We start from the raw sequence: 22,589 nt of genomic DNA on the forward strand, positions 1-22,589 counted from the left end.
AAAAAACAACCCAACCTTAATGTTGGATTGCTTCAGCCATTCTATTCTTTCCTTTCGTACCAGGAATACATATAGGCAGGGTCCTCATATTCATGAGCATTTTTTACAGCCTTCAATGGGTGAAAGGTATCAATCATAACAGCCAATTCAAGTGTCTCTTTCTTCCCAATGCTCGCCTCCGTTTTCCCCGGGTGAGGTCCATGCGGAATTCCGCTCGGGTGCAGGGTAATCGATCCTTCCTGGATACCCTTACGGCTCATAAAATTGCCCTTTACATAATAGAGAAGCTCGTCACTGTTTACATTGCTATGATAATATGGTGCCGGGATGGCCTCAGGATGATAATCGTAAAGACGCGGAACAAATGAACAAACAACAAAATTGTTTCCTTCAAATGTTTGATGAACCGGCGGCGGCTGATGAATCCTTCCTGTAATTGGTTCAAAGTTTTCTATATTAAAGGCCCACGGGTACAAATAACCGTCCCAGCCTGCCACATCAAGCGGATGATGGCCAATAATGTGCGAATGGATAGCCTCGCGTGACTTCGTTAACACCTCGAATTCCCCAGATTGATTATAGGTTTCTAACCTTTCCGGACCGCGGATGTCCCGTTCGCAAAACGGACTATGCTCCAGCAGCTGCCCGTATTCGTTCCGATAACGCCGAGGTGTCGTGATTTGACTGAATGCCTCAACAAACAGCATCTTTGTCGGTTCAGCACCTTTAGGAATCAATCTGTAAATTGTTCCTATCGGAATGAGCAGGTAATCACCTGGTCCGTACGATAACGTCCCAAACATCGTCTCCAGCTTTCCTGTGCCGGTATGAATAAACAGCATCTCATCTCCGTCACCATTTCGATAAAAGCTGTTTATCCCTTCTGTGACAGTCGCTGTCCCGATTAACAAATCTTGATTTCCCAAAAGGTACTCTCTTGCGTTTAAGAAATCTCCACGCCTGTTAATTTTATTTGTAAAAAAATGCCGATGCTTAAGCGGTTGCTGCTCTTCATATTCCGGAAGATAACTGCCCTTTAGTTCCACTTTTACAACTTCTGTCGGCATATAATGATGGTAAAGAATTGATTGTGTGCCGGAAAACCCCCTGGTACCCATAACCTGCTCTCTATAAAGGCTCCCATCCTCTTTTTTAAATATCGTATGCCGCTTGCGGGGCAGCTTTCCCATTTGACGGTAGTACATTCTTCACCACGCCCTTTTAAAAACAGCTAATATTCTATTTTTATAGATTTCCTCTTTTCTCCTGCTCCCGTTCAATGGATTCAAATAGAGCCTTAAAGTTTCCTTCACCAAAGCCCCTTGCCCCTTTACGCTGGATGATTTCAATAAAGAGGGTCGGACGGTCGACAATCGGCTTTGTGAAGATTTGCAGCAAATATCCCTCATCATCACGGTCTACTAAAATATTCAATTCACGCAGTTTTCCAATCTCTTCATCAATCTTTCCAATCCGCTCTGCTAATGAATCATAATAGGCTCCCGGAGTAGATAGGAATTCCACACCATTTTTCCTTAACGCCGTTACCGTTGAAACGATATCCTCAGTTAAAATGGCCAGATGCTGAACCCCCGGGCCATTATAGAATTCCAGGTATTCTTGAATTTGCGACTTGCGCTTACCCTCTGCAGGTTCATTAATCGGGAATTTGATTCTACCGCCGTTATGCATCACTTTTGACATGAGTGCCGAATATTCGGTTGTGATATCCTTATCACTAAAATGCTTCATTTCCTTAAAGCCCATCACCTTGGAATAGTACTCTACCCATTCCTCCATGCTTTCAACATTGCCAACAACATGGTCAAACCCAATTAAACCTGTTCCCTCTACCGGCAGATTGTTAGAATAAGGCTTATACCCAGGTAAAAAGGCACCTTGATAATTTTTCCGTTCTATAAGCGTATGAATGGTATCGCCGTAGGTACCGAGAACGGCTTTTTTCACGACACCATTTTCATCTTTCATTTCAAATGGAGCGGCAATTGCAATAGCTCCTCTGTTTACTGCCTCCTCAAAGGCCTTTGTAACATCGTCAACCAGCAGGGCCACATCCTTTACGCCGTCACCATGTTTTTTAACAAATAGTGCTGTCCGCGTATTTTCTGTGTAGGATCCGGTAAGAACAAGGCGGATATTTCCCTGTTTCAATACATAGGAAACGTTTTCGCGATTCCCGGTTTCAAGCCCGGAATAGGCAATTGGCCTAAATCCAAAGGCAGTACAAAAATAATGGCATGCCTGCTTGGCATTCCCGGTATAAATTTCTATATAATCCACGTCCCTCACTGGGAAAAAGTCCTCGACCAACTGCTCTGCTCTCGATATCCTTTCTTTCATGTTTTACCCCCCTTAGCTTTATTTATAATATAAATACATTGTAAAAAGAGGCAGCCTATTCCCTCAAGAATAGAGTGCAAAGCAATAACGCTTTGAGGCATTAAACACTAATTTTTTTAAAATAAAAAAGAAACATACCAGACAGCGGTATGTTTCTACTATTTAAGTGTTGGAAATGTATTTCAATAAAATATTGTCCGTCTTTCCAGCAAAAAAATATTTTACGAGAGGACGGCCCGGTCGCTAGCCATTTGGACGCCGCGGATTCGTTTGAATTCCTCGAGTAATCCTTCAATAGTTAGACCTTTCTTCTGTTCCTCGTTTACTTCTAAAATTATTTGACCTTTATCCATCATAATCAAGCGGTTCCCAAGGTCTATAGCCTGCTGCATATTATGGGTAACCATTAAGGTAGTAAGCTTATACTTATCGACGATTTCCTTTGTCAAATTCGTAATTAACTCTGCACGAGATGGATCAAGGGCAGCGGTATGTTCATCCAAAAGGAGAATGGATGGCTCTGTGAACGTTGCCATTAATAATGATAAGGCTTGACGTTCCCCACCTGACAGGAGCCCGACCTTTGCACTGAGACGATTTTCCAGTCCAAGATGAAGCGACTCTAAAACCTCCCGGAAATAATCGCGGCGTTTTTTTGTAACACCCCTGCTAAGGGTTCTTGTTTTATTCCGGGAATATGCCATTGCCAGATTCTCTTCAATTGTCATGCTTGGTGCGGTACCGGCCATCGGATCCTGGAAGACGCGGCCAATCATTTTGGCACGTTTATACTCGGACATTGTGGTCACATTTTTACCGTCGATAAAAACTTCCCCAATATCAGGTAGTATACCGCCGGAAATAATATTCATCAGCGTTGACTTACCCGCTCCGTTACTTCCGATAACTGTAACGAAATCTCCCTTTTTCATAGTTAAATTAATATGATCAATGGCAATCTTTTCATCCGGCGAACCCTCGTTGAAAATTTTATGAATCTGATTTAACTGCAGCATGATTTTCACCCTTCCGCTCTACAGATGCTTGCATTACGCCCAGTTTTTCTGCTTTTCTGCGAGCTTTCCGCTTTTTCTCTTTTGAACGCTCAATAATCTTAGGTGTTGTCAAAGCAAGAATGACAATTATGGCGGTTATCAGCTTCATATCTCCTGGATCGAGGAATTCAATTCTTAGTGCCATTGAAACGACAATCCGGTAGATAATGGAGCCTCCAATAACAGCAAGTGTAGTTCTGGCAATTGTTTTAGTACCGAACAATGCTTCACCAATAATAACAGATGCAAGCCCGATAATAATCATACCAATACCCATTCCAACATCCGCAAAACCGCCTTGCTGGGCAATCAGTGCTCCGGAAAAAGCTACCAAAGCATTGGAAAGTCCCAAACCAAGAACAGTCAAAAGATTTGTATTAGCTGAAAAACTGCGAATCATGCGCTGATTATTTCCTGTCGCTCTGACAGCAAGCCCGATTTCCGTTTGTAAAAACCAATCAGTCAGGAATTTAATCATAAAGGTAACCACAAGCATGAAAATAAGAATGCCCCATGTTTCAGGAAGACTGTCACCTAAGCCTGCTGCCGTTAGCAGTCCGTTAAGGAAAGAATCAATTCCTGATTTTTCGAAAATATCGCCAATTTTCGTGAAGGCTGTATCCGTATTTAATAATGGAATGTTGGAACGCCCCATGATTCTTAAGTTAATGGAGTAGAGGGCAATCATCATTAGAATACCGGCAAGCAGATTGTTAATTTTTCCAAAGGTATGCAGGATCCCGGTCATACATCCAGCAAGAAAACCGGCAAATAAAGCCATTATAGTTGCTAAAAAGGGATTCGCTCCCCCCGCAATCATGACCGCGGCAATAGCGCCTCCTGTAACAAAACTTCCATCTACCGTTAAATCCGGGAAATCTAGAATACGAAAGGATAGATAGACGCCCAGCGCCATAATCGCATAGATGATACCTGCCTCGAATGATCCAAATATGGCTGTAAACATTGTGTTCATCCTTTCCTTTTTTGACATTTAGCCAAAAACAATTTGACCTACATTAATTTGTGTCAAGCACATAAGGAGTCAATCCTAAAGAAAGATTGACTCCTGATAATCTATTCGTCACTCTTATTTGTCTAGCTCCAGCGCCTAGGCGCTTCCGCTTTTCTATTTCCCGTCATAAAACTCGCCAAGCTTGCTCCATTCTTCTTTCACTTCAAGTCCTTGAGCTTCGGCAGCTTTTTTATTAATGACCAATTTTAAAGTCTTCGGCAGCTCAACCGGAATTTCGGAAGTTTTTTTCTTTCCGGATAAAATGTCAGCAGCCATTACACCAGATTGATAGCCAATGTCATAATAATTGAATCCAGTTGCTGCAACGGCACCTTTTTTCATAGAATCAAGTTCACCGACAAACAGAGGAATTTTTTTGCTGTTAGCTACGCTGATAACTGAATCAAGAGCCGTAACAACCGTATTGTCAGTCGGTACGTAAATGGCATCCACTCGGCCTACCAAGGATTCAGCTGCCTGCTTAACCTCTGAAGTATTGGCAACAGAAACCTCTACAAGCTTAGCACCCTTCTCTTCTACTAATTTCTTGACCTCTTTTACTTGGACTTCGGAATTTTGCTCACCGGAGTTATAAATGACGCCAACATTCTTGGCTTTTACTTCATCCGTAATGAAATTTATTGTTTTCTTTGTTGCTTCTGGATGGTTATCAGTTGTTCCTGTAATATTTTTTCCAGGCTGGTCAAAAGCTTTTACTAGACCTGCGCCAACCGGATCAGTTACAGATGTAAAAATAATTGGAATGTCTTTTGTTGCATTCAAGGCTGCTGTAGCACTTGGAGTAGCATTTGCAAAGATTAAATCAACCTTGTCACCTACAAAATTCTTAGCAATTGTTTGGGTGTTGTTCATATCTGCTTGAGCATTTTGTTCATCAAACTTCACTTTGATTCCTTTGTCTGCTAATGCCTTCTTAAAGCCTTCTGTTGCTGCATCCAAAGAAGGGTGCGGTGCAAACTGGCTGATTCCGACTTTAAATTCCTTATCTGCCCCGCCTTTTTCCGAGCCGCTGGAAGTTTCCTTACTTCCACAGCCGGCAAGAAGCAGCATTCCGGCTAGAGCTATGGAAAGACCTTTTACTTTTTTCTTCATTAAGTAATCCCCCTAATTTATTTTCTAAAAATTAATTATATTAAAAATTATTCTAGTATTTTTTTAGTACAAAAGCAATAGAAAATTCAAAATTTATTTTTTGCTTTAAAGCGGCAAATCAAAAGAGTTTCACTGTTTTAGTATTTTTTTTAATAAAAAAAACCTTCCAATAATGGAAGGCAAAATCTATAAAAAGTATTCGGAGGAACTAGGTCCTGATTTTTACCAATCTTTTGTACGGTCAAGCAGCTTGTCAATTTCTACCGGTTTCAATTTTCCAATATTTTTCTCAGATGTTAGATCTGAAGTAGCTTCTAGTAATTTGTCAATGTCAATCAATAAGGTTCCCATCATCTAACCTCCCGAGTATAGTAATTTACTAAAATATTCGAATACGTTATGTAAATGTTGGGGGTACTTTCCTATTTTTTTTGAAAAAAAGTTATTTAAATAGGAAAATTTTCAGTTTTACTGGAATGTATGATTTTTTTCACTATTTTGTCACAAGAAGGACATTAAAATGTAAAGGAATAACAAGTTGTTGGGGGATGACTTGTTTTTTGAAACAATATTGGGAGGGGATTTCATGTACCAATCTATTGCATGGTACGCTACACTGTTCTTTGTTTTCCTCATTGCACTTGCTTTTTCTTTCGTTTATGGGGAGTCGAGGAAACAACGAGAGTATGGGCCTATTCAAGAGAAAGGCTACAAAATCCGGAAGTTTTATTTTTTAGGGCTTGTTGCTGTGATGGGGTTCGCTACTGCCCTGTCATTAAGTAAACTGCCTTATCATGCCCAGCATGCCAAAGCAGATACAAAAAGCAAGATTGTGGATGTTGCGGGGATGCAATTTTCCTGGGAACTAAGTGATGACCACTTTGTCGTTGGAGAACCTGTTCAGTTTCGTGTCACTAGCAAGGATGTAACCCATGGATTTGGACTATATGATCCAAACATGCAGTTAATTGCCCAGACGCAGGCAATGCCTGAATATACCAATGTAGTGGAGATAACATTTACAAAACCGGGCACCTACAAAATATTATGCTTGGAATATTGCAGTACCGGACATCATGTCATGATTAAGGATATTGTCGTCAAGCCAAAAGGAGGTAACTAAATATGAGTAACAATGCACGTAAATCTATTAAAAAAGGCGTGGCTTTTTCGTTAGTGGTTACCTCAGTTGTACTGGTTCTGATGATGATTTTCGGCGTAATTATGCTATTGAACCAAGGAAATGTTGTTAAAATTTCACCGGAGATGTTTTATAAGGTGATGACCATTCATGGAACAGGTATGATTGGAATTGCTTCATTGGGCGGCAGTGCCATCATGTGGTACTTTCTATCAAAATATATCCAATTAAATCATAAAGTCTTTTTTGCCAATTTGGCCTTGTCTTTAATTGGTGTTGTTTTAATTCTGACCGCCATTTTCGGATTTAATTTTTCGGATGGATGGACGTTCCTGTACCCGCTTCCATCGTTTTCAGCAAAATTCAAAGGGATGACTGGGGCATTGTTGTTCCTGTTTGGGCTTCTAATTCTTGGTGTCGGCTACCTTGTTATGTATTTCTATTTGGCAGCAAGACTGATCAAGGAATACGGCGGCTTAGGAAAATCTCTGGGCTGGGATTATATCTTTAGAGGGAAACAGGGATATGGACCGCCGGCGGCAGTTGTGGCAACAACAATGGTAATTATTGCTAATTCAGTTGGAATTCTTGCTGGTGCTACTGCACTAATGGAATCAATCATAAACATTATCAATCCAGATTTCACCTTTGATCCGATGCTTGCAAAGCATTTGACCTATGCGTTTGGCCATATTTTCGCTAACTGTACAATTTATATGGCTGTTATTGCGGTTTATGAAATCCTGCAGGAATATACAGGACGTCCATGGAAATCAAATAAAGCCTTTTTGATTGCTTGGAACTTCTCTACCTTATTCACACTTATGATTTATACTCACCATCTGTTAATGGACTTTGCCGTACCGCGATGGATGCTGATTATCGGACAAGTATTTTCCTATGCGAACGGCCTTCCTGTCATGGTAGTAACAGCCTATGGCGCCTTAATGATTATTTTCCGCTCTAGCGTGAAATGGGATTTTGCCTCAAGCATGATGTTCCTGGCGATGTTTGGCTGGGTGGCAGGCGCTGTACCGGCTATTATTGATGCAACCATTGTCGTTAACCATGTCATGCACAACACGAAATGGGTTCCCGGCCATTTCCATACCTACATGGGAATGGGCGTAATCGCGATGATTTTCGGTTTCATGTATTACTTCAATAAAACAGAAGGTACTCAGAAACAAACAGGTTTTGATAAATTAGCTATTTCCACTTATTTTATTTTCTTTACCGGATTGGTTGGTTCATTCCTTTATGCCGGAAAAATAAGTGCACCGAGAAGGTGGGCCGTGCACTTACCTGAGTGGACAGGATCTGACCAAGTGGGGGCATTGTGCGGGATTTTCATTATTGCTGCAGCCTTAATATTTACCACCAGATTTATAATGGGATTGCGGAACGTTGGCAAAAAGACACCTGACAATACACTGTCAAGTCCATTAAAATCTGTCAGCTGATACGGCAAGAGGCTGCCCCAGGAGGGCAGCCTCTTCCTTTATGCCGTACTCTTCATTGCATTTTGCTTGACGCCTCGCTGAAAGAAAAACTTCATCATTGGCGGGGTTACAATTGTAGTCACAAGAACAACGATAACTAGGATGGAAAATAGCTGCTGGTTAATTAATTTAGCCTCAATACCGATTGTGGCAAGAATCAAAGCAACCTCACCTCGGGAAACCATGGCTGCACCGATTCCAAGCGAACTGTTCCATGAGAAATGGGCCATTTTAGCGCCCGCAGCTGCACCAATAAGTTTTGTTAAAATAGCAATTATGCTAAGGACAATAATAAGACCGATATTTTGCGCAAGGCCTTCGAAGCTAGCCTTTATACCAATCGATGTAAAGAACACTGGAACAAAAATTGAATAGCCGATTGTTTCCACCTTTTCAAAGACTTCCTTTTTGAAGTCTGTTAAACTGATCGCCACACCCGCAATATACGCACCAATAATGGCTGCCACACCAGTTACCTCAGCTAAATACGCATAAAGAAAACAAATGATTAATGCCGCGGAAATGACTGACTCGGTAACCTTTAATGGGGCAAACTTTTTTAAAATCCATGGAACAAGCTTCCACGCCGCTAAAATGGCACCACCGAAAAAGAGCACCTTTTTAATAATGACTATGCTTAAATTCACATCGCCGCCAGCCATGCTCATTAAAAACGCCAGTGCAATAATAACCACGACATCATCGATGACCGCTGCCCCAAGAATTGCTGCTCCCTCTTTTGACTGCATTTTATTTAACTCTTTAAGCGCCTGGACAGAAATACTGACACTTGTGGCGGAAAGAAGCAGCCCTAAAAATATGGCTTCTATCGTGGTCATATTCATGAGAATTCCGGCCAGAAAACCGACCGCCAAAGGAACAATTATTCCGCTTAACCCCACAAAGGTGGCAGCTTTTCCTGAACGCTTAAATTCATCCAAATCTGTTTCCATGCCGGCAATGAACATTAACAAAATGACTCCTATTTGGCTGAGCTGTTCTAGTGTCGTTGTTTCATCGACTAGCCCTAAAACAGCCGGCCCTAGAATAATACCGATAACCAGTTTTCCCAACACAGAAGGCTGTCCCAGTCTGACACTGATATCCCCCGCTATTTTGGAGGCAATTAAAATAACCGCCAATTGAAATAATAATTCCATCAAAATCACCTTTCCTTCTAAAAAATAAAAAAGAGTCTGAATTTTACAAACAGACTCTTCACAAAAATGGAAACAAAAAAAGCCTGTCAACAAAGGGCATACGTATCCCTAAGTGACAGACTCCTCCTAAATGACAAATATTAAGTTAACACTATAGTAACAGACTTTATGGTATTTTTCAAGAAATATAGACAAAATTCCAGATGGGTTAATCCCATCTCTTGATTCGATCAATTGTCATTTCCTTTAAAACAGTAATAAAAGTCGTTTCCCCTTTCAGGAGTTTTTGTTTATGCCATTCGTTAAAGCTGGCTACAGTAATCAGAATAAGTCCGGCGATTAACAAATAAGCCCACCATGGCATATTCCCCCAATAAGGTCTTGTCTGCAAAAATACATTCAGAAGTAAAACACCTGCACCTGTAAAAAAGTAAGCTTTTATTTGCAAATACATTCCCGCAAGCATGGACAGTAAGGAAAGGGAACCAAGAATAATGGCATCATAAATAGTATTGCTTGCCAGCCCATCCTGGATTAATAATAATGAAACAATGATAAGGACGGCCCATTGAATCGTTTTAGTTATTTGTGAGTACCTGCCTTTTAATAAGCGGCGAATAAATATCACCAGGACAATGAAAGGCAGTACCTGAACTTCCCTCGCCCATAAAAGAGGAATATCGAGGAGCCCAATAATGGCATAGTATGGCTGCAATAAATAAGCGAGGCCAATTATCCCCATAAAAACCGAGAAGTTTGCTGGTACTCTTTTTCTTTGCAAGAAAAAGTTACCGGCAAATAATATGCCAGGGAGAGCATGACTCCATAGTGATTCATCCATAAAGAAGTACATAAGCCAAAAATACAAAAAGGAAATGATGGTATAGCCGTCTATATTGAAAGTAATAAGATTTGTTCCCTTGGTTATCAGCTTTTCGTATACCTTATGGCCAATTGCCGACATCAAAATCCCCACCCCGCCTGAAAGGAGCAAGTTTTGTACAGGGGTCAGGTCACCTAAATAAGAAAATTGTGCCGTTGCCGCAAACAAGAAAAACAACGGAATGATACCAAGCACATCCCATTTTGTTTTATGCAAATAAAGTAATGTGACCAAAGTGTATGCAATTATCACGATATAAGGCTGCCAGGTAAACGGATACGTCCAAAGAAGACAGCCAATTCCGAAAATAGCGAATGGAATCAAGTAGTTGGCCGTTCTCTTTTTATATTCATCATTCACCAGCAAGGAGAATAATAGAATTAAAGCCGCTGTAATTGGGAATTCATACAATCCCACAACAGAATCCAGCCATTTATCCATACCAGTTGAAATTAGTAAAAATAACGAAGTAAAAGCACCGTAAAGGAATATTTTGATATTCCATTCTTTTTTGGCCAAATTTGCACTCAGACCGTATACAATCAATGATATGGCAAAGCTATATAGCGCCTCCGTGTGATAAAGAACCAACGTAGATGCCAGCGCAATTGGATATAAGATATGCCCCGTCCAAACAAAGGCAGCTGACAAGACGGAATCTATTTTTCTGGTTAAGTAAGCGATCCCCAGCAAGAAAACTGCACTTGTTGTAGCCATTAAGGAACTCGTGAGTTGGCCAAATTCAAACTTTAGGGAAACGGAATGGATGACCGAAAAATAAACTAACATTGTGTTGATGCTTACAAGAAACGGTGCCCACTCCGTTCCAATCTTTTTATATAGGTAAAAGTAAAGTGCAACGCCAATTGCAATAATTATTGGCTGTACCCATAACTGGTTAACTGGCCCAAATAAAGCATGGGCAATGGCAATCGCATAAAGGCTGGCCGATGAAAAAAGGGAAGTTTTGATTAACTTTTTCTCACTCCACTTTTTCCAAAGTACTGCTGATAAGACCACCAGAATGGCCCCTGCCGCAAAATTGACAGCATTTCCAAACTCAACAGAATAGTATTCATTTCGTATATTTAATTCCTGTCCAAAGCTAACCACTGAAAAACCAAGTGAAACTGGCAGAGTCCAAAGAGCCATTTCCTTAAAAATAACGCTTGCTTCCTTCTTCAAAATCAAATAAGTGACCATAACCGTTAGAAGCAGCATAACCCCAAGCTCCCACCATTGGTTAAACAGGATAGCGGCCATTAAGCTAGCAGTCATTACTGCTAAGCCAACATCCTTGGAACTTGTATGAATAATAGATAGCCATTTAACTCTTACTACTCCGATTAAAGTGAACAAGAGGAATCCACTGCAAAATATCGATAATAAAATATCAATACCTTCGATTTTCCATAAGACTAAATAGATTGCCTCATAAAGTCCTGATGCCATGAAAGCAGAACTTAAATATGGAAACAGTTTTTTTCCGCTGCTATAAGCTAAATAGATAAAGTTTGCTGCTATGATAAAATAGGCAAGCATTAGTACAAGAGAAGGACTTCCGGAGCGGAGTAAAATGCCCTCCAAGCTAATATAAATAAAAGCAAAACCAGAGATAATGGCACTTGTATATTGAAATACCCGATCAAGTGAAAACTTATTATCTAGCGCTTTCGGAATAAACACAAAGGCAAAACCGATTAAGGCATAGACAATCTCTCCAAAGTAATCCAGGAAACTGTTTTCAATCAACTGATAAGCTCCATAAACAATCATCACACTAAATATGAAGTGATATTCCTTTCTTCCACTTACATACATCATCGATAAATAAACCACAGCGGTCAAAAGAAGGTTAAAACTATAGAGAACCTCATTGTCATATAAAAACAGCATGAATAAGGTGCAAAGGACGAGATTGACCTGTATAAAGGGCACAAATTCTTTGGTAAACAATTTATAAGTTTCTTTGCCTTTAAGCTGGTGATAAATAAAAATAACAACCGCATTAAACAGCATCATCCCAAAATAAAAGAAGTCGACATTTAGTTTTAGTCCTGCCAGCAAAAAAGCAGCACCCGCAGAAACCGATACATAGGAAAACCAGACGAACAGCCTGGATCCCAAGTTTTTGGCGAAATGAAGATAAACAATGACCGGAACAATACTCCCCAGCATACCAAGCAAATATCTGCCTTCTCCATTGATGGATAAATACCCGCCTAATAGTCCAAACCAGCCTAACGATAAGATAAAAATAGGCAGAAATAAACTCCCAAGAACAATAAAGGCAAACGCTGTTTTTTCAATTTTCAGTACCTTTTTTGCAAGCATGGCGATTCCAAAAAACATTAATGCAACCACTGCAATGGATCCGCTTTTCATCACACTTGTCATGGATTCCCAATTGCTTGTGGCTACGAATAATCCGCCAATCAACAAAAAGATAACTCCAATGTTTAATGACCAAGTGATATTTCTCTCACGAATCTCTTCCGCTGTTAGTACCTTTTTAGCCTTTTGGGGTTTTGGTTCCGTTTTTTTGACAGGCTCCGTTTTTTTCGTTTGAATAGGTATTCTCTCATGTTCTAATAAATCCAAATGGTATTGATGGTGTGCTTTTGCAACCGTTTCGACGATTGCCTCAGAAAGGTATCCTTCTTCTCTAAGAGTGAAAAGCTCCTGGCGAAAAATTTTTCGCCTCTCTTCTCTTTTGCTAGGTTCCATTTCATCACCTTCTCCATTAATGAACATTTTTCCACTAAATACAATTATATCCCTTTAGTGAAATTTTACACTATTATTAGGATTTTTCAACATTTTTATTTCAAAAATTAGGAAAAACAAAAGAGGGAAGATTTTCATCTTCCCTCTGGTTTAGTTGCTTTCAGTTGTTTTAGATGTCTTGCCTGTTTTAGGTCCCAGGTATTCATAGTCGTTCGGATTGATTGACGTATATCCTTCCGGCTGATAAAAACGAAGCAGGTCTTTGTAGACAACTTCATCAGACATTTGCAGTTCTGAGCTTACCTTTTCAGCAATATCCTTGCACGCCTCTGAATTCTCAAGAAGCTCACCTGTTTCGGTCGAATAGCATTTGTCTTTTACTTGAATAACATCTGAGGAAACAAAATCCCCGTTTCTGAATAAAGCCCAATTGCGATGATTTGGCGACAGTAAATCTGAGCCAAACTCAAGGTAATCCTTCGTATCAATACCAAGCAAATGAAGAACGGTCGGACGAACATCTACTTCGCCGCCAAATTGCTTTTGAATCCCGCCTTGTACTCCTGGTACATGGATAAATAAAGGGACCCGCTGTAATTTAGCATTAATAGCAGGAGTTATTTCATCCACTCCTAGCACTTGTGCCATGGCATCGTTGTGGTTTTCGGAAATGCCATAATGGTCACCGTACATAACAACCACTGTATTATCATATAAACCTGCAGCCTTTAAATCATTAAAGAACTGTTCCAATGCCTGATCCATATAATGCGCAGATTGGAAGTATTGATTAACGACCGTATCTTCAGTATTACCTGCAGGGAAGTCTGTGTCCTCCGGATCCATTTCGAAAGGAAAATGATTCGATAAGGTAATAAACTTTGTATAGAAAGGCTGCTTTAAGCTCTTTAGCATTGGCATAGACTCAGCAAAGAACGGTTTATCCTTTAAGCCATAGTTTTTCGTGTTTTCATCCGTCATGTTGTAATATTCCGCATCAAAAAACTGATCATACCCTAAGGCCTTATACATTACATTTCGATTCCAGAATGTTTTATAGTTGCCATGGAAGACGGCTGAATTATAGCCGTTCCCTTTTAAAATGGCCGGCATAGCCTGATAAGTGTTTTGGGCTTTGTTGACAAACACAGCACCTTGAGCCATCGGGTATAATGAGTTTTCCATTAAAAACTCGGCATCCGAGGTTTTCCCCTGCCCAGTTTGATGGAAAAAGTTTTCAAAATAAAATGTATTCTGATCATGTGTTAATGAATTTAGAAACGGTGTAACTTCCTGGCCATCCTGCATCTTGTAATCAATCATAAAGGTTTGAAATGATTCCATTGAAACATAAATCACATTCATTCCCTTTGCCTTGCCAAAGTAATCAGGATTTGGTGCGGCATGATTCGCTTTAACATAGTTTTCTACCGCAGTAACATCTGTTGAATTTGCCAATGCTCTTTGGCTCGATGATTTGATATTTTGAATGACATCATAAATCGTGAAGTTATATGCACCAAGATATTTCACTAAATAATTTCGGTCAAAAGAACGAGTCAATAGCTGCGGACGATCCTTTTCCGCAAGACCCAAGTTAAACAAAAATGTCGTAATCGAAAACAAAAGAACGATTTTAAATGACTTCCTGTTCGTAACCGTCACTTGTTTGAACATGGTTAACGCAAGGGCAATTAGAATAAAGAAGTCTGTAAAATAAAAAATATCAAGTGGGGACATGAGTGAAAGAGCGCTATCGCCCAATTGTCCGGCATTTGTTTTCGTCTGCATTAAAACAGGTACGGTTATAAAATCATTAAAAAAGCGATAATAAGCAATGTTTGCGTAAAGTAAAAAGGACAGTATAAAATTTGTGATAATCATAACAAGCTTAGTACGCTTTTTAAAGAGCAAGGCAATTCCAAAAAAGAATAACGCCGAACTCAATGGATTGATAAATAATAAAAATTCTTGGAGGCTGTTATCAATTCCTAAATTAAATTCAATTTGATATGCCGCGTAGGTTTTTAGCCAAAATAAAACAACGGCAATGATGTAAAATGTAATATGACTTTTGTTTACTTTTTTTAAAAGTCTTTCCTTAATCATTTTTAAAACTTCTCCTCTCACTTACCAAATTTAACTTCGGTAAACGAACCTCAATAACTATATCATATTTTCTATAAAAAGAAAAACATTAACATGATGCTGAATGTCCCTTTATTCTTATGCTATTTGGGAGTTGGACATGACTATTTTCAAACTCAATAATATTAGACGAATGAAATTAAATTTAGTTTCAGCATTTTCTTATTAATTTATTTTTTTGGACTGCCTTATTTTTCTTTCCGGCTTTTCTGTAGAATTGTATTTCTAACTAGCATATACATTCGGTTCTTCGTATGCAATCGGATATTAGTCTTATCTTTTATAGGAGTTTTTTGTATATATAATAGAAGAAAGCGGCTACATAGACATCGTTGCATAAAATCACTTCTTTCATCACAGACTAAAATGATTATTAATGGAGGAGTGAAAGTAATGAATGTCAATAGGGTAAAACAAATCCTATCTTCATCCGCTGATATCATGGTTAAATACAATGGTGCATCTGTATGGATTGACCAGTTAAATGAGGATGGAAGAACCGCGACCGTCCATTTGCGCGGGCCGCTTGAAGAAAGAACAACAGTGGAAATCAGTGAGCTTATCGAAGAGTAAAATATTTCTTACTTTATAATAAAGGAATGAATATAAATGCCGCGAGGGAAAGAAATGGAACAGCTGCCTATGTCTAATATTGCGCCTGGTGCAGGAAAAGACCCAGGTAAATATGATAGGGAAGTTCTAGGAACAATTACTCAACAAGCACAGCCGCAGCCGGCTGATCTCGAAAAGGAAAATGAGGACATGGTGTAAGGCAGGAAGCTTAGTTCCTGCCTTACACTTTTTTTGATTGTACTTTAATTGGTCTGTTCGTTACTACAGGTTAGTTATTGGTAATACTATGCTTTGCCAGCAGCTGGATGGTCATGTCATCCATTGGCGGATTATGGAGCCCTGCCCTCACGTCACGGTAATAACGCTGCAGAGGGCTTTGGGATGAAAGACTTTTTGCCCCGACTATTCTCATTGCAAGGTCCACGATGGAAATGGCGGAATTTGTCACCGTTAATTTAGCGGCCCCCAATACAGAAGCCAGCTTTTCTCTTTCTTCCTCAGTTGATTCATCCCATTGTTTGGCGGCACCATACAAGAAAAATTCCGCCTGCATGATTTTCAATTCCATTTCCCCAATTTTTTGCTGAACATTTGGCAAATCAATTATTGTACCTTGGATACTATTTGGCGAATATTCCTTGGCAAAATTTATGGAAGACCTTTTTGCCGCTTTCGCAATTCCTAAATAGCAGGCAGGAATATGAAGCAGCCAGCCCATCGCCCTCTTTTTACCCGGTTTAATTGGCTCGACTATATGCTCTTCTGGTATAATGACATCCTCCAATACCAAATCATGGCTTCCCGTCCCCCTCATGGCTATAACGTCCCATGTTTCCTCGATTTTTAGTCCTTCAGCAGATCGAGGAATAAGAAAATTTGCAATTTCCTCAGTACCCTTTAGACTTGCACTGACGATAAAATAATCAAGAACTGGAGACATGGTGGTAAAGGTTTTCCTGCCATTGAGAAGCCACCTGCCGCCCTTTTGTTCAGCCGTTGTCTCCGGCCTGCCGCCGCGCGTCGGGCTCCCTGTTTTTGGTTCAGTGGCAGCGCTGTTAATTAACGAGCCTGCCATTACCTGTTCACATAAAAATTTGAAAATAGGTTCTTTCCATGAATTTTTTTCGTTCAAATTATAAATAATGCCCATATGCCAGCCAATCGCCAGGGCAGTTGAACCATCCCCTTCAGCAATCAGTTCTTGAAGTTTAATCATTTCGTAAAGAGAGATTCCCTTCCCGCCATACTTTTTAGGTACTGTTAATGTGGTATAGCCCGTGTCTTTCAGGTCTTGAATATTATCAAAAGGAAACCCACCCTCCGCATCTAGCTTATGGGCTCTCGATTGGAAACGATTTGCTAATGTTTTCATTAATTCTAACCGTTCTGTAGTGGTTTCTAAATCAGTAAATTTCATCTCGACCTCTCCTCTCAACATAATTATATTTTCGCAAATAAAATCCCCCCATTCAAATGGGGGGACTTAGATTATTCGAGATTTGCAAATCGCTCAAGGTCTCGGTTTTCTCCAATGACGACTAGAACATCACCGTGGTCTATGATTTTATCAGGTGAAGGGGAAATAAAAATATCGTCATGGTGGCGAATTGCGATGACGCTAAGATTATACTTGGCACGCAAATCGAGTTCTCTTAAGGTTTTATCCGTCATTTTTTCCGGTATTTTTACTTCTTCAACACTATAATCCTTGGACAATTCAATAAAGTTCAGCACCTTTGGGGATATCAGTTGATGGGCCACTCTTATTCCCATATCCCGCTCCGGAAAGACAACCCAATCGGCCCCTACCTTTTTTAAAACTTCCCCATGGAGTTTATTTAAGGCTTTGGCAATGACTTTCTTAACCCCTAATTCCTTTAATAGCAAGACACTTAAGATGCTGGCCTGAATATCATTGCCGATTGCGACTATGACGGTATCAAAATTGCGAATTCCAATTGATTTTAACGCCTCCGGATCGGTCGAATCAGCGATAACGGAATGGGTTACATAGCTCTGTGCCTCATCTGCCCTTTCCTCGTTTACATCAACACCGAGCACATCCCTTCCAGATTCATATAACTTATTGGCGATGCTTAGTCCAAACCTGCCTAATCCAATAACTGCAAATTGATCTGCCATTTTTCGAAGTTTCCTCCTTGCTGTCAGTTTAGCCAATCATGATTTTGCCTTTAGGATATCGGAAAGCATCCGGGTTTCTGCGTATGGTGACTGCATAAGCGATTGTGAGCGGTCCAACCCGTCCAGCAAACATCGTAAATATAATGATTCCTTTGCCGATAGAAGACAGTTCTGGTGTCAGTCCCATCGAGAGGCCGACTGTTGCAAATGCAGAAGTCGCTTCAAACATTATCATTAAAAAGTCCTTCCCAGTTTCGGTTATAGTGAGGACAAGTGTAACCACCATAACGAGAAACAGTCCACTAAGTGTTACCGTAAGGGCCTTATAAATCGTTTCATAACCAATTCGCTGCCTGTAGAAAATCACATCCTCTTTCCCGCGGATTTGCGACCAAACCGCTCCCATTAAAGTGGTAAAAGTGGTCGTTTTAATCCCGCCACCAGTAGAACCTGGGGATGCACCAATAAACATAAGTAAAATTATCAAAAATAACGAAGCATGTCTTAGGTCGCCGATGCTTAAGGTATTTGCCCCTGCCGTTCTTGCTGTTACCGATTGAAATAGGGAACCAAGGATTTTTCCAGACAGTGTTAATGGCTTAATCGTTTTATCATTTGTAAGTTCAAGGAAGAAAATTCCGACTGTTCCAAGTGCCACAAAAAAAATCGTGGTAACAAGAACAATCTTTGTATGCAGGGATAACTTCTTGGAGAGTCGATATTCGTAAAGATCATTCATAACGATGAAGCCAATTCCGCCCAATACTATTAATGCACAAACTGTTAAGGTAACAATTGGGTCGTCTACATAACTTGTTAAGCTATGAAATTCACCCATCAAATCAAAACCGGCATTATTAAAATTCGAAATGGAATGAAATACTCCATAGTAAATGGCTTTTCCAATGGGAAAATCAAATGAAAATCGAATGGTTAATAGTACTGCACCTGTTAACTCAATGACGAATGTAAAAATTAAAATCCGTTTTGCGAGGCGGACAATCCCCTCCATCGAAATATTATTTAAGGATTCCTGAAGGAGGATTCGCTCTTTTAATGAAATTCTTTTACCGAGGAGGAAGGCAAACAGGGTGGCAAACGTCATAAAGCCCAGGCCGCCTACTTGAATCATGGATAAAATGACCAATTGGCCGAACAAAGTAAAAGTGGTTCCCGTATCTACCACCACCAGGCCTGTCACGCAGGTGGCTGAAGTTGCAGTAAACAAGGCATTTAAAAAATGCAGACCTTTTCCATCCATTGTAGAAACTGGGAGGGTCAACAGGATTGCGCCAAGCAAAATAATTAGAGCAAATCCAAGCACAAGTATTTGTGGCGGGTCAAGATAAAATCTTTTTTTTCGTTTCATACATTCCTTCCTCACCTTTTAACTTTAAAATGCCTAAAAGTCGAAACTCTTGTCATATATTTTCCATTCCGTCCATGAAATATGAATTCTATTGACATTCTATCCTTCTTCTCACCCTATAACATTGGCTGATACTGCTGAATTTTGAACTTTATTAAACAATTTTCCTACATTTATGTGTCATTCCTCACAGAATGTGACAGTTTTATGTAATATAATGCTTCGGAGGAAATAATTCGTTGGTGGTGCATGAAATAAATTAGGAAGATTTATTTTTAATTTATTGTAGGGCAGAGGAGGAATATGAATGAATCAAGGAACAAAGCAGCTATTTTTGCAAACAGGAAGCCTAATCGGCGGGTTTATGGTATGGGTGCTCATTTCTTCATTAATGCCTTTTATTAAGGCAGATATTGCACTTTCTTCAACGGAAATTGCCTGGGCCACAGCGGTACCTGTTATACTTGGGTCACTCCTTAGAGTTCCAATCGGCTATTGGACTAATCGCTTTGGAGCAAGAATATTATTTTCAATCAGTTTTGTACTTCTCGTCGTACCGATTGCCATCATCAGTTATGCCAATTCAATGTTTATGTTAATTGCAGGCGGATTTGTGCTTGGGATTGGCGGAGCGATATTTTCCGTTGGAGTAACTTCTCTCCCAAAATATTATGCCAAAACAAAGCATGGTTTTATTAATGGCATATATGGTGCAGGTAATATCGGCACAGCTATTACATCCTTCCTCGCACCGATACTGGCCAATGAGTTTGGCTGGAGAACAACGATACAAATATATCTGGTCATTGTGATCATTTTTGCCTTATTAAATTTTCTTTTTGGTGACCGTGAGGAACAAAGGGCTAACCTTCCATTATCGGAACAAATTAATAAAGTTTATCGAAATCCGAAGCTTTGGTTTTTAAGCTTGTTTTATTTTATAACCTTTGGAGCCTTTGTGGCCTTTACGATTTATCTGCCGTCCTTCTTAGTGAATCACTTTGAGCTATCGAAGGTGGACGCAGGTCTACGTACTGCAGGTTTTATTGCTTTGGCTACTCTTTTCCGTCCGGTCGGCGGATGGTTAGGGGATAAAGTAAATCCTTTTATGATTCTTGCAACTGTTTTCTTCAGCCTTACATTTGCCGGCTTTCTACTGTCTTTTACACCCTCCCTGCCTATTTATTCTTTTGGCTGTTTATTAGTTGCATTCTTTGCTGGAATCGGAAATGGGGCTATTTTTAAACTGGTTCCTCTCTATTTTTCAAAGCAGGCCGGAATTGTTAATGGCATTGTTTCCGCAATGGGAGGACTTGGAGGCTTTTTTCCACCAATTATACTAACCATTCTCTTTAATCTTACAGGTCATTATGCCATTGGATTCATGGCCCTATCTGAATTTTCATTGGCCAGTCTGGTCATTGTCGTATGGCTTTACTTCCAAGAAAAACTTGATATTTCCACACAAATTGTGAACCATGCCGTCGATGGAATATGCGTCACTGATCCACATGGAATCATTCTAAGGGTAAATCCGGCTTTCACGAAAATTACCGGTTATCAACAGGAGGAAGTAATCGGAAAGACCCCAAGCGTTTTACAGTCCGGAGAGCATAACAACGAATTTTACAAGCAAATGTGGGCGAGCCTTTCATCGACAGGATACTGGGAAGGGCACATTTGGAATAAGCGTAAAAATAATGAGATTTATAAGGAATGGCTGACTATAACAGCGATTAAAGATGATTTAGGTGAAACCAAAAATTACGTTGGGATGTTTAAAGAGGAAAGTGCGTAAAGTTAAAAAGCTACAGGGATCTTCGTTAAGAAGGTCTCTTTTTTTTGCCAACACGGTAAATTTATTACAACTTTTTGTCAACTTGAGCGAGTTCACAGTTCCTTCACTACTTTTGTGACGTTCGTCACAAAAATCGTGTTATCCTTTGGTTTATATTAACATCATAAACAACTAAACTAACATTTTAAAAATAGAAATCCACATTGGAGGAAATCAAAATGGCTCGAATAACGTATTGGAACCCAGAAGACGAAAAGTTCTGGAAAGCAGAAGGAAAAAAACACGCAAAAAGAAATCTATGGATCTCCGTCCCATCATTAATGCTTGCCTTCATCGTTTGGCAAATTTGGTCAGTGGTTGCCATACGCTTAAATGATATTGGCTTTAACTTTACGGAGGAACAGCTCTTTACTTTAGCCGCTATCCCTGGTCTTGTCGGAGCAACACTTCGCTTTGTTTATACATTTGCAGTCGGAACGATAGGCGGCAAAAACTGGACCGTCATTTCAACTGCGATATTAGCGATACCAGCTATTGGAATTGGCTTTGCAGTACAAAACCCAGATACGCCATATTCTATTATGCTGACTCTTGCTGCACTGTGCGGATTAGGCGGCGGTAACTTCTCATCTTCAAGTGCGAATATCAGCTTTTTCTTTCCAAAGAGTGAAAAAGGAACTGCTCTTGGAATTAACGGCGGCTTAGGAAATATGGGAGTTTCAGTTGTTCAATTTATCACTCCATTAGTCATTACTTCTGGAACATTTGCCTTAATTGGCGGTAAGCAGGTTTTATCTAACGGTCAAGAAGTTTGGTTACAAAACGCAGCATTTGTTTGGGTTATCCCAATTGTGATTGTAACATTACTTGCAGCATTTAAAATGGATAACGTTCCAGGCACAAAACAATCAGTAGCAGATCAATTTGTGATCGTTAAGCGGAAACACACATGGATTATGACCATTCTTTATATCGGTACATTTGGATCGTTCATTGGGTATTCAGCAGCATTCCCGTTATTATTAAAATCCCAATTCCCTGAATACATTTCACTTGCTTTCCTTGGAGCGCTAGTGGCAGCTGCCGCTAGACCTGTAGGCGGTTGGATTGCAGATAAACTGGGTGGAGCAAAGGTTACAGCCTATGTATTTGTTGTTATGACAATTGGTGCTATTGGAGTAATCTATTTCCTTAATGCTAAACAATTTGCAGGATTTTTAATTTCTTTCTTAATTTTGTTCCTTGCATCAGGGATTGGTTCTGGTTCTACTTTCCAAATGATTCCAAATATTTTCATACCAAAGGAAGCAGCACCAGTTATAGGCTTTTCAGCAGCATTTGCCGCTTACGGATCATTCTTAATTCCAAAACTATTCGGCTGGTCTGTTAATGCCACAGGAACACCAGTAACAGCGTTTTATTTCTTTATTGGATTTTATGCAATTTCATTCGCATTAAACTGGTACTTCTATCAAAGAAAAGCTACTGTTTCAAAAACCCAAGAACTAGCAAAACAAGCCGGATAATCATCCGGCTTGTCAGGCTGTCGAAAAACATTCGATAGCCTTTTATTTTACTTATTCCCTTTAACAATTCTCCGTG

General features: G+C 39.9%; 18 protein-coding genes. 6 read left to right on the forward strand and 12 right to left on the reverse strand.

Annotation, left to right across the window (positions count from 1 at the left end):
* Window positions 1-41: 41 nt before the first annotated feature.
* The 6 genes from ACFPA1_RS13060 to ACFPA1_RS13085 form a co-directional block, all read right to left on the reverse strand.
* Window positions 42-1,205 (reverse strand): homogentisate 1,2-dioxygenase, encoded by a 1,164-nt coding sequence (locus tag ACFPA1_RS13060; RefSeq protein WP_213145208.1) that lies wholly within the window; start codon window positions 1,203-1,205, stop codon window positions 42-44.
* A 40-nt stretch (window positions 1,206-1,245) separates the two neighbouring features.
* The gene (hppD, locus tag ACFPA1_RS13065) at window positions 1,246-2,361 is read right to left on the reverse strand and encodes a 4-hydroxyphenylpyruvate dioxygenase (protein WP_378583549.1); all 1,116 of its coding nucleotides are present in this window, start codon (window positions 2,359-2,361) and stop codon (window positions 1,246-1,248) included.
* Between the two features lie 221 nt (window positions 2,362-2,582).
* Complete coding sequence (locus tag ACFPA1_RS13070) at window positions 2,583-3,377, reverse strand: ABC transporter ATP-binding protein (RefSeq protein ID WP_213145206.1); 795 nt, start codon at window positions 3,375-3,377, stop codon at window positions 2,583-2,585.
* The gene (locus ACFPA1_RS13075) at window positions 3,352-4,383 is read right to left on the reverse strand and encodes an ABC transporter permease (protein WP_378583553.1); all 1,032 of its coding nucleotides are present in this window, start codon (window positions 4,381-4,383) and stop codon (window positions 3,352-3,354) included. Before ACFPA1_RS13075 ends, ACFPA1_RS13070 begins: the two co-directional genes overlap by 26 nt.
* Before the next feature lie 162 nt (window positions 4,384-4,545).
* The gene (locus tag ACFPA1_RS13080; protein WP_213145204.1) at window positions 4,546-5,544 is read right to left on the reverse strand and encodes an ABC transporter substrate-binding protein; all 999 of its coding nucleotides are present in this window, start codon (window positions 5,542-5,544) and stop codon (window positions 4,546-4,548) included.
* Between the two features lie 222 nt (window positions 5,545-5,766).
* Complete coding sequence (locus tag ACFPA1_RS13085; RefSeq protein WP_284035935.1) at window positions 5,767-5,898, reverse strand: hypothetical protein; 132 nt, start codon at window positions 5,896-5,898, stop codon at window positions 5,767-5,769.
* Window positions 5,899-6,130: 232 nt separating this feature from the next.
* Here ACFPA1_RS13085 and ACFPA1_RS13090 point away from each other — a divergent pair, with 232 nt between their 5' ends.
* Together ACFPA1_RS13090 and ACFPA1_RS13095 are read left to right on the forward strand one after the other, a co-directional pair.
* On the forward strand, window positions 6,131-6,667 hold the full coding sequence (locus ACFPA1_RS13090) for a cytochrome c oxidase subunit II (protein WP_213145203.1): 537 nt from the start codon (window positions 6,131-6,133) through the stop codon (window positions 6,665-6,667).
* Window positions 6,668-6,669: 2 nt separating this feature from the next.
* Window positions 6,670-8,148, forward strand: a complete 1,479-nt coding sequence (locus tag ACFPA1_RS13095) for a cbb3-type cytochrome c oxidase subunit I (RefSeq protein WP_378583560.1) — start codon at window positions 6,670-6,672, stop codon at window positions 8,146-8,148.
* 38 nt (window positions 8,149-8,186) lie between these two features.
* Here ACFPA1_RS13095 and ACFPA1_RS13100 read toward each other — a convergent pair whose 3' ends face one another.
* From ACFPA1_RS13100 to ACFPA1_RS13110, 3 genes are all read right to left on the reverse strand, one after another.
* Window positions 8,187-9,347, reverse strand: a complete 1,161-nt coding sequence (locus ACFPA1_RS13100) for a cation:proton antiporter (protein WP_213145201.1) — start codon at window positions 9,345-9,347, stop codon at window positions 8,187-8,189.
* 208 nt (window positions 9,348-9,555) lie between these two features.
* On the reverse strand, window positions 9,556-12,957 hold the full coding sequence (locus ACFPA1_RS13105; RefSeq protein WP_378583562.1) for a hypothetical protein: 3,402 nt from the start codon (window positions 12,955-12,957) through the stop codon (window positions 9,556-9,558).
* Between the two features lie 150 nt (window positions 12,958-13,107).
* On the reverse strand, window positions 13,108-15,066 hold the full coding sequence (locus tag ACFPA1_RS13110) for an LTA synthase family protein (protein WP_213145199.1): 1,959 nt from the start codon (window positions 15,064-15,066) through the stop codon (window positions 13,108-13,110).
* Window positions 15,067-15,498: 432 nt separating this feature from the next.
* Between ACFPA1_RS13110 and ACFPA1_RS13115 the strand changes: the two genes are divergently transcribed.
* On the forward strand, window positions 15,499-15,678 hold the full coding sequence (locus ACFPA1_RS13115; RefSeq protein ID WP_213145198.1) for an H-type small acid-soluble spore protein: 180 nt from the start codon (window positions 15,499-15,501) through the stop codon (window positions 15,676-15,678).
* 36 nt (window positions 15,679-15,714) lie between these two features.
* On the forward strand, window positions 15,715-15,876 hold the full coding sequence (locus tag ACFPA1_RS13120) for a hypothetical protein (RefSeq protein ID WP_241113956.1): 162 nt from the start codon (window positions 15,715-15,717) through the stop codon (window positions 15,874-15,876).
* Window positions 15,877-15,946: 70 nt separating this feature from the next.
* On the opposite strand, the gene ACFPA1_RS13125 is transcribed toward ACFPA1_RS13120, so the two are convergent.
* The 3 genes from ACFPA1_RS13125 to ACFPA1_RS13135 all read right to left on the reverse strand — a co-directional run bounded on the left by ACFPA1_RS13125 (window position 15,947) and on the right by ACFPA1_RS13135 (window position 19,189).
* Window positions 15,947-17,095: an acyl-CoA dehydrogenase family protein gene (locus ACFPA1_RS13125; protein ID WP_378583567.1), complete on the reverse strand. Its 1,149-nt coding sequence runs from the start codon at window positions 17,093-17,095 to the stop codon at window positions 15,947-15,949.
* A gap of 71 nt (window positions 17,096-17,166) precedes the next feature.
* A complete protein-coding gene (locus ACFPA1_RS13130) occupies window positions 17,167-17,820 on the reverse strand; it encodes a potassium channel family protein (protein ID WP_213145196.1) in 654 nt (217 codons plus the stop codon).
* A gap of 28 nt (window positions 17,821-17,848) precedes the next feature.
* Entirely contained in the window at window positions 17,849-19,189 is a 1,341-nt protein-coding gene (locus tag ACFPA1_RS13135; RefSeq protein WP_213145195.1) for a TrkH family potassium uptake protein, read from the reverse strand.
* Between the two features lie 307 nt (window positions 19,190-19,496).
* Here ACFPA1_RS13135 and ACFPA1_RS13140 point away from each other — a divergent pair, with 307 nt between their 5' ends.
* Together ACFPA1_RS13140 and ACFPA1_RS13145 are read left to right on the forward strand one after the other, a co-directional pair.
* Window positions 19,497-20,987, forward strand: a complete 1,491-nt coding sequence (locus ACFPA1_RS13140; RefSeq protein WP_213145194.1) for an MFS transporter — start codon at window positions 19,497-19,499, stop codon at window positions 20,985-20,987.
* 218 nt (window positions 20,988-21,205) lie between these two features.
* Complete coding sequence (locus tag ACFPA1_RS13145; RefSeq protein ID WP_213145193.1) at window positions 21,206-22,513, forward strand: MFS transporter; 1,308 nt, start codon at window positions 21,206-21,208, stop codon at window positions 22,511-22,513.
* Window positions 22,514-22,589 lie beyond the last annotated feature (76 nt).

Origin of the sequence: Neobacillus sp. GCM10023253 (genome assembly GCF_042653105.1) — a bacterium.
Taxonomy (GTDB): domain Bacteria; phylum Bacillota; class Bacilli; order Bacillales; family Cytobacillaceae; genus Neobacillus; species Neobacillus citreus.

Excerpts from the sequence above, each read along its gene's own strand:
- ACFPA1_RS13130 (WP_213145196.1), bottom strand. The coding sequence starts at position 17,820 with ATGGCAGATCAATTTGCAGTTATTGGATTAGGCAGGTTTGGACTAAGC.
- ACFPA1_RS13115 (WP_213145198.1), top strand. The coding sequence starts at position 15,499 with ATGAATGTCAATAGGGTAAAACAAATCCTATCTTCATCCGCTGATATC.
- ACFPA1_RS13060 (WP_213145208.1), bottom strand. The coding sequence starts at position 1,205 with ATGTACTACCGTCAAATGGGAAAGCTGCCCCGCAAGCGGCATACGATA.
- ACFPA1_RS13125 (WP_378583567.1), bottom strand. The coding sequence starts at position 17,095 with ATGAAATTTACTGATTTAGAAACCACTACAGAACGGTTAGAATTAATG.
- ACFPA1_RS13085 (WP_284035935.1), bottom strand. The coding sequence starts at position 5,898 with ATGATGGGAACCTTATTGATTGACATTGACAAATTACTAGAAGCTACT.
- ACFPA1_RS13090 (WP_213145203.1), top strand. The coding sequence starts at position 6,131 with ATGTACCAATCTATTGCATGGTACGCTACACTGTTCTTTGTTTTCCTC.
- ACFPA1_RS13095 (WP_378583560.1), top strand. The coding sequence starts at position 6,670 with ATGAGTAACAATGCACGTAAATCTATTAAAAAAGGCGTGGCTTTTTCG.
- ACFPA1_RS13120 (WP_241113956.1), top strand. The coding sequence starts at position 15,715 with ATGCCGCGAGGGAAAGAAATGGAACAGCTGCCTATGTCTAATATTGCG.
- ACFPA1_RS13110 (WP_213145199.1), bottom strand. The coding sequence starts at position 15,066 with ATGATTAAGGAAAGACTTTTAAAAAAAGTAAACAAAAGTCATATTACA.
- ACFPA1_RS13075 (WP_378583553.1), bottom strand. The coding sequence starts at position 4,383 with ATGTTTACAGCCATATTTGGATCATTCGAGGCAGGTATCATCTATGCG.
- ACFPA1_RS13135 (WP_213145195.1), bottom strand. The coding sequence starts at position 19,189 with ATGAAACGAAAAAAAAGATTTTATCTTGACCCGCCACAAATACTTGTG.
- ACFPA1_RS13145 (WP_213145193.1), top strand. The coding sequence starts at position 21,206 with ATGGCTCGAATAACGTATTGGAACCCAGAAGACGAAAAGTTCTGGAAA.
- ACFPA1_RS13105 (WP_378583562.1), bottom strand. The coding sequence starts at position 12,957 with ATGGAACCTAGCAAAAGAGAAGAGAGGCGAAAAATTTTTCGCCAGGAG.
- hppD (WP_378583549.1), bottom strand. The coding sequence starts at position 2,361 with ATGAAAGAAAGGATATCGAGAGCAGAGCAGTTGGTCGAGGACTTTTTC.
- ACFPA1_RS13080 (WP_213145204.1), bottom strand. The coding sequence starts at position 5,544 with ATGAAGAAAAAAGTAAAAGGTCTTTCCATAGCTCTAGCCGGAATGCTG.
- ACFPA1_RS13140 (WP_213145194.1), top strand. The coding sequence starts at position 19,497 with ATGAATCAAGGAACAAAGCAGCTATTTTTGCAAACAGGAAGCCTAATC.
- ACFPA1_RS13070 (WP_213145206.1), bottom strand. The coding sequence starts at position 3,377 with ATGCTGCAGTTAAATCAGATTCATAAAATTTTCAACGAGGGTTCGCCG.
- ACFPA1_RS13100 (WP_213145201.1), bottom strand. The coding sequence starts at position 9,347 with ATGGAATTATTATTTCAATTGGCGGTTATTTTAATTGCCTCCAAAATA.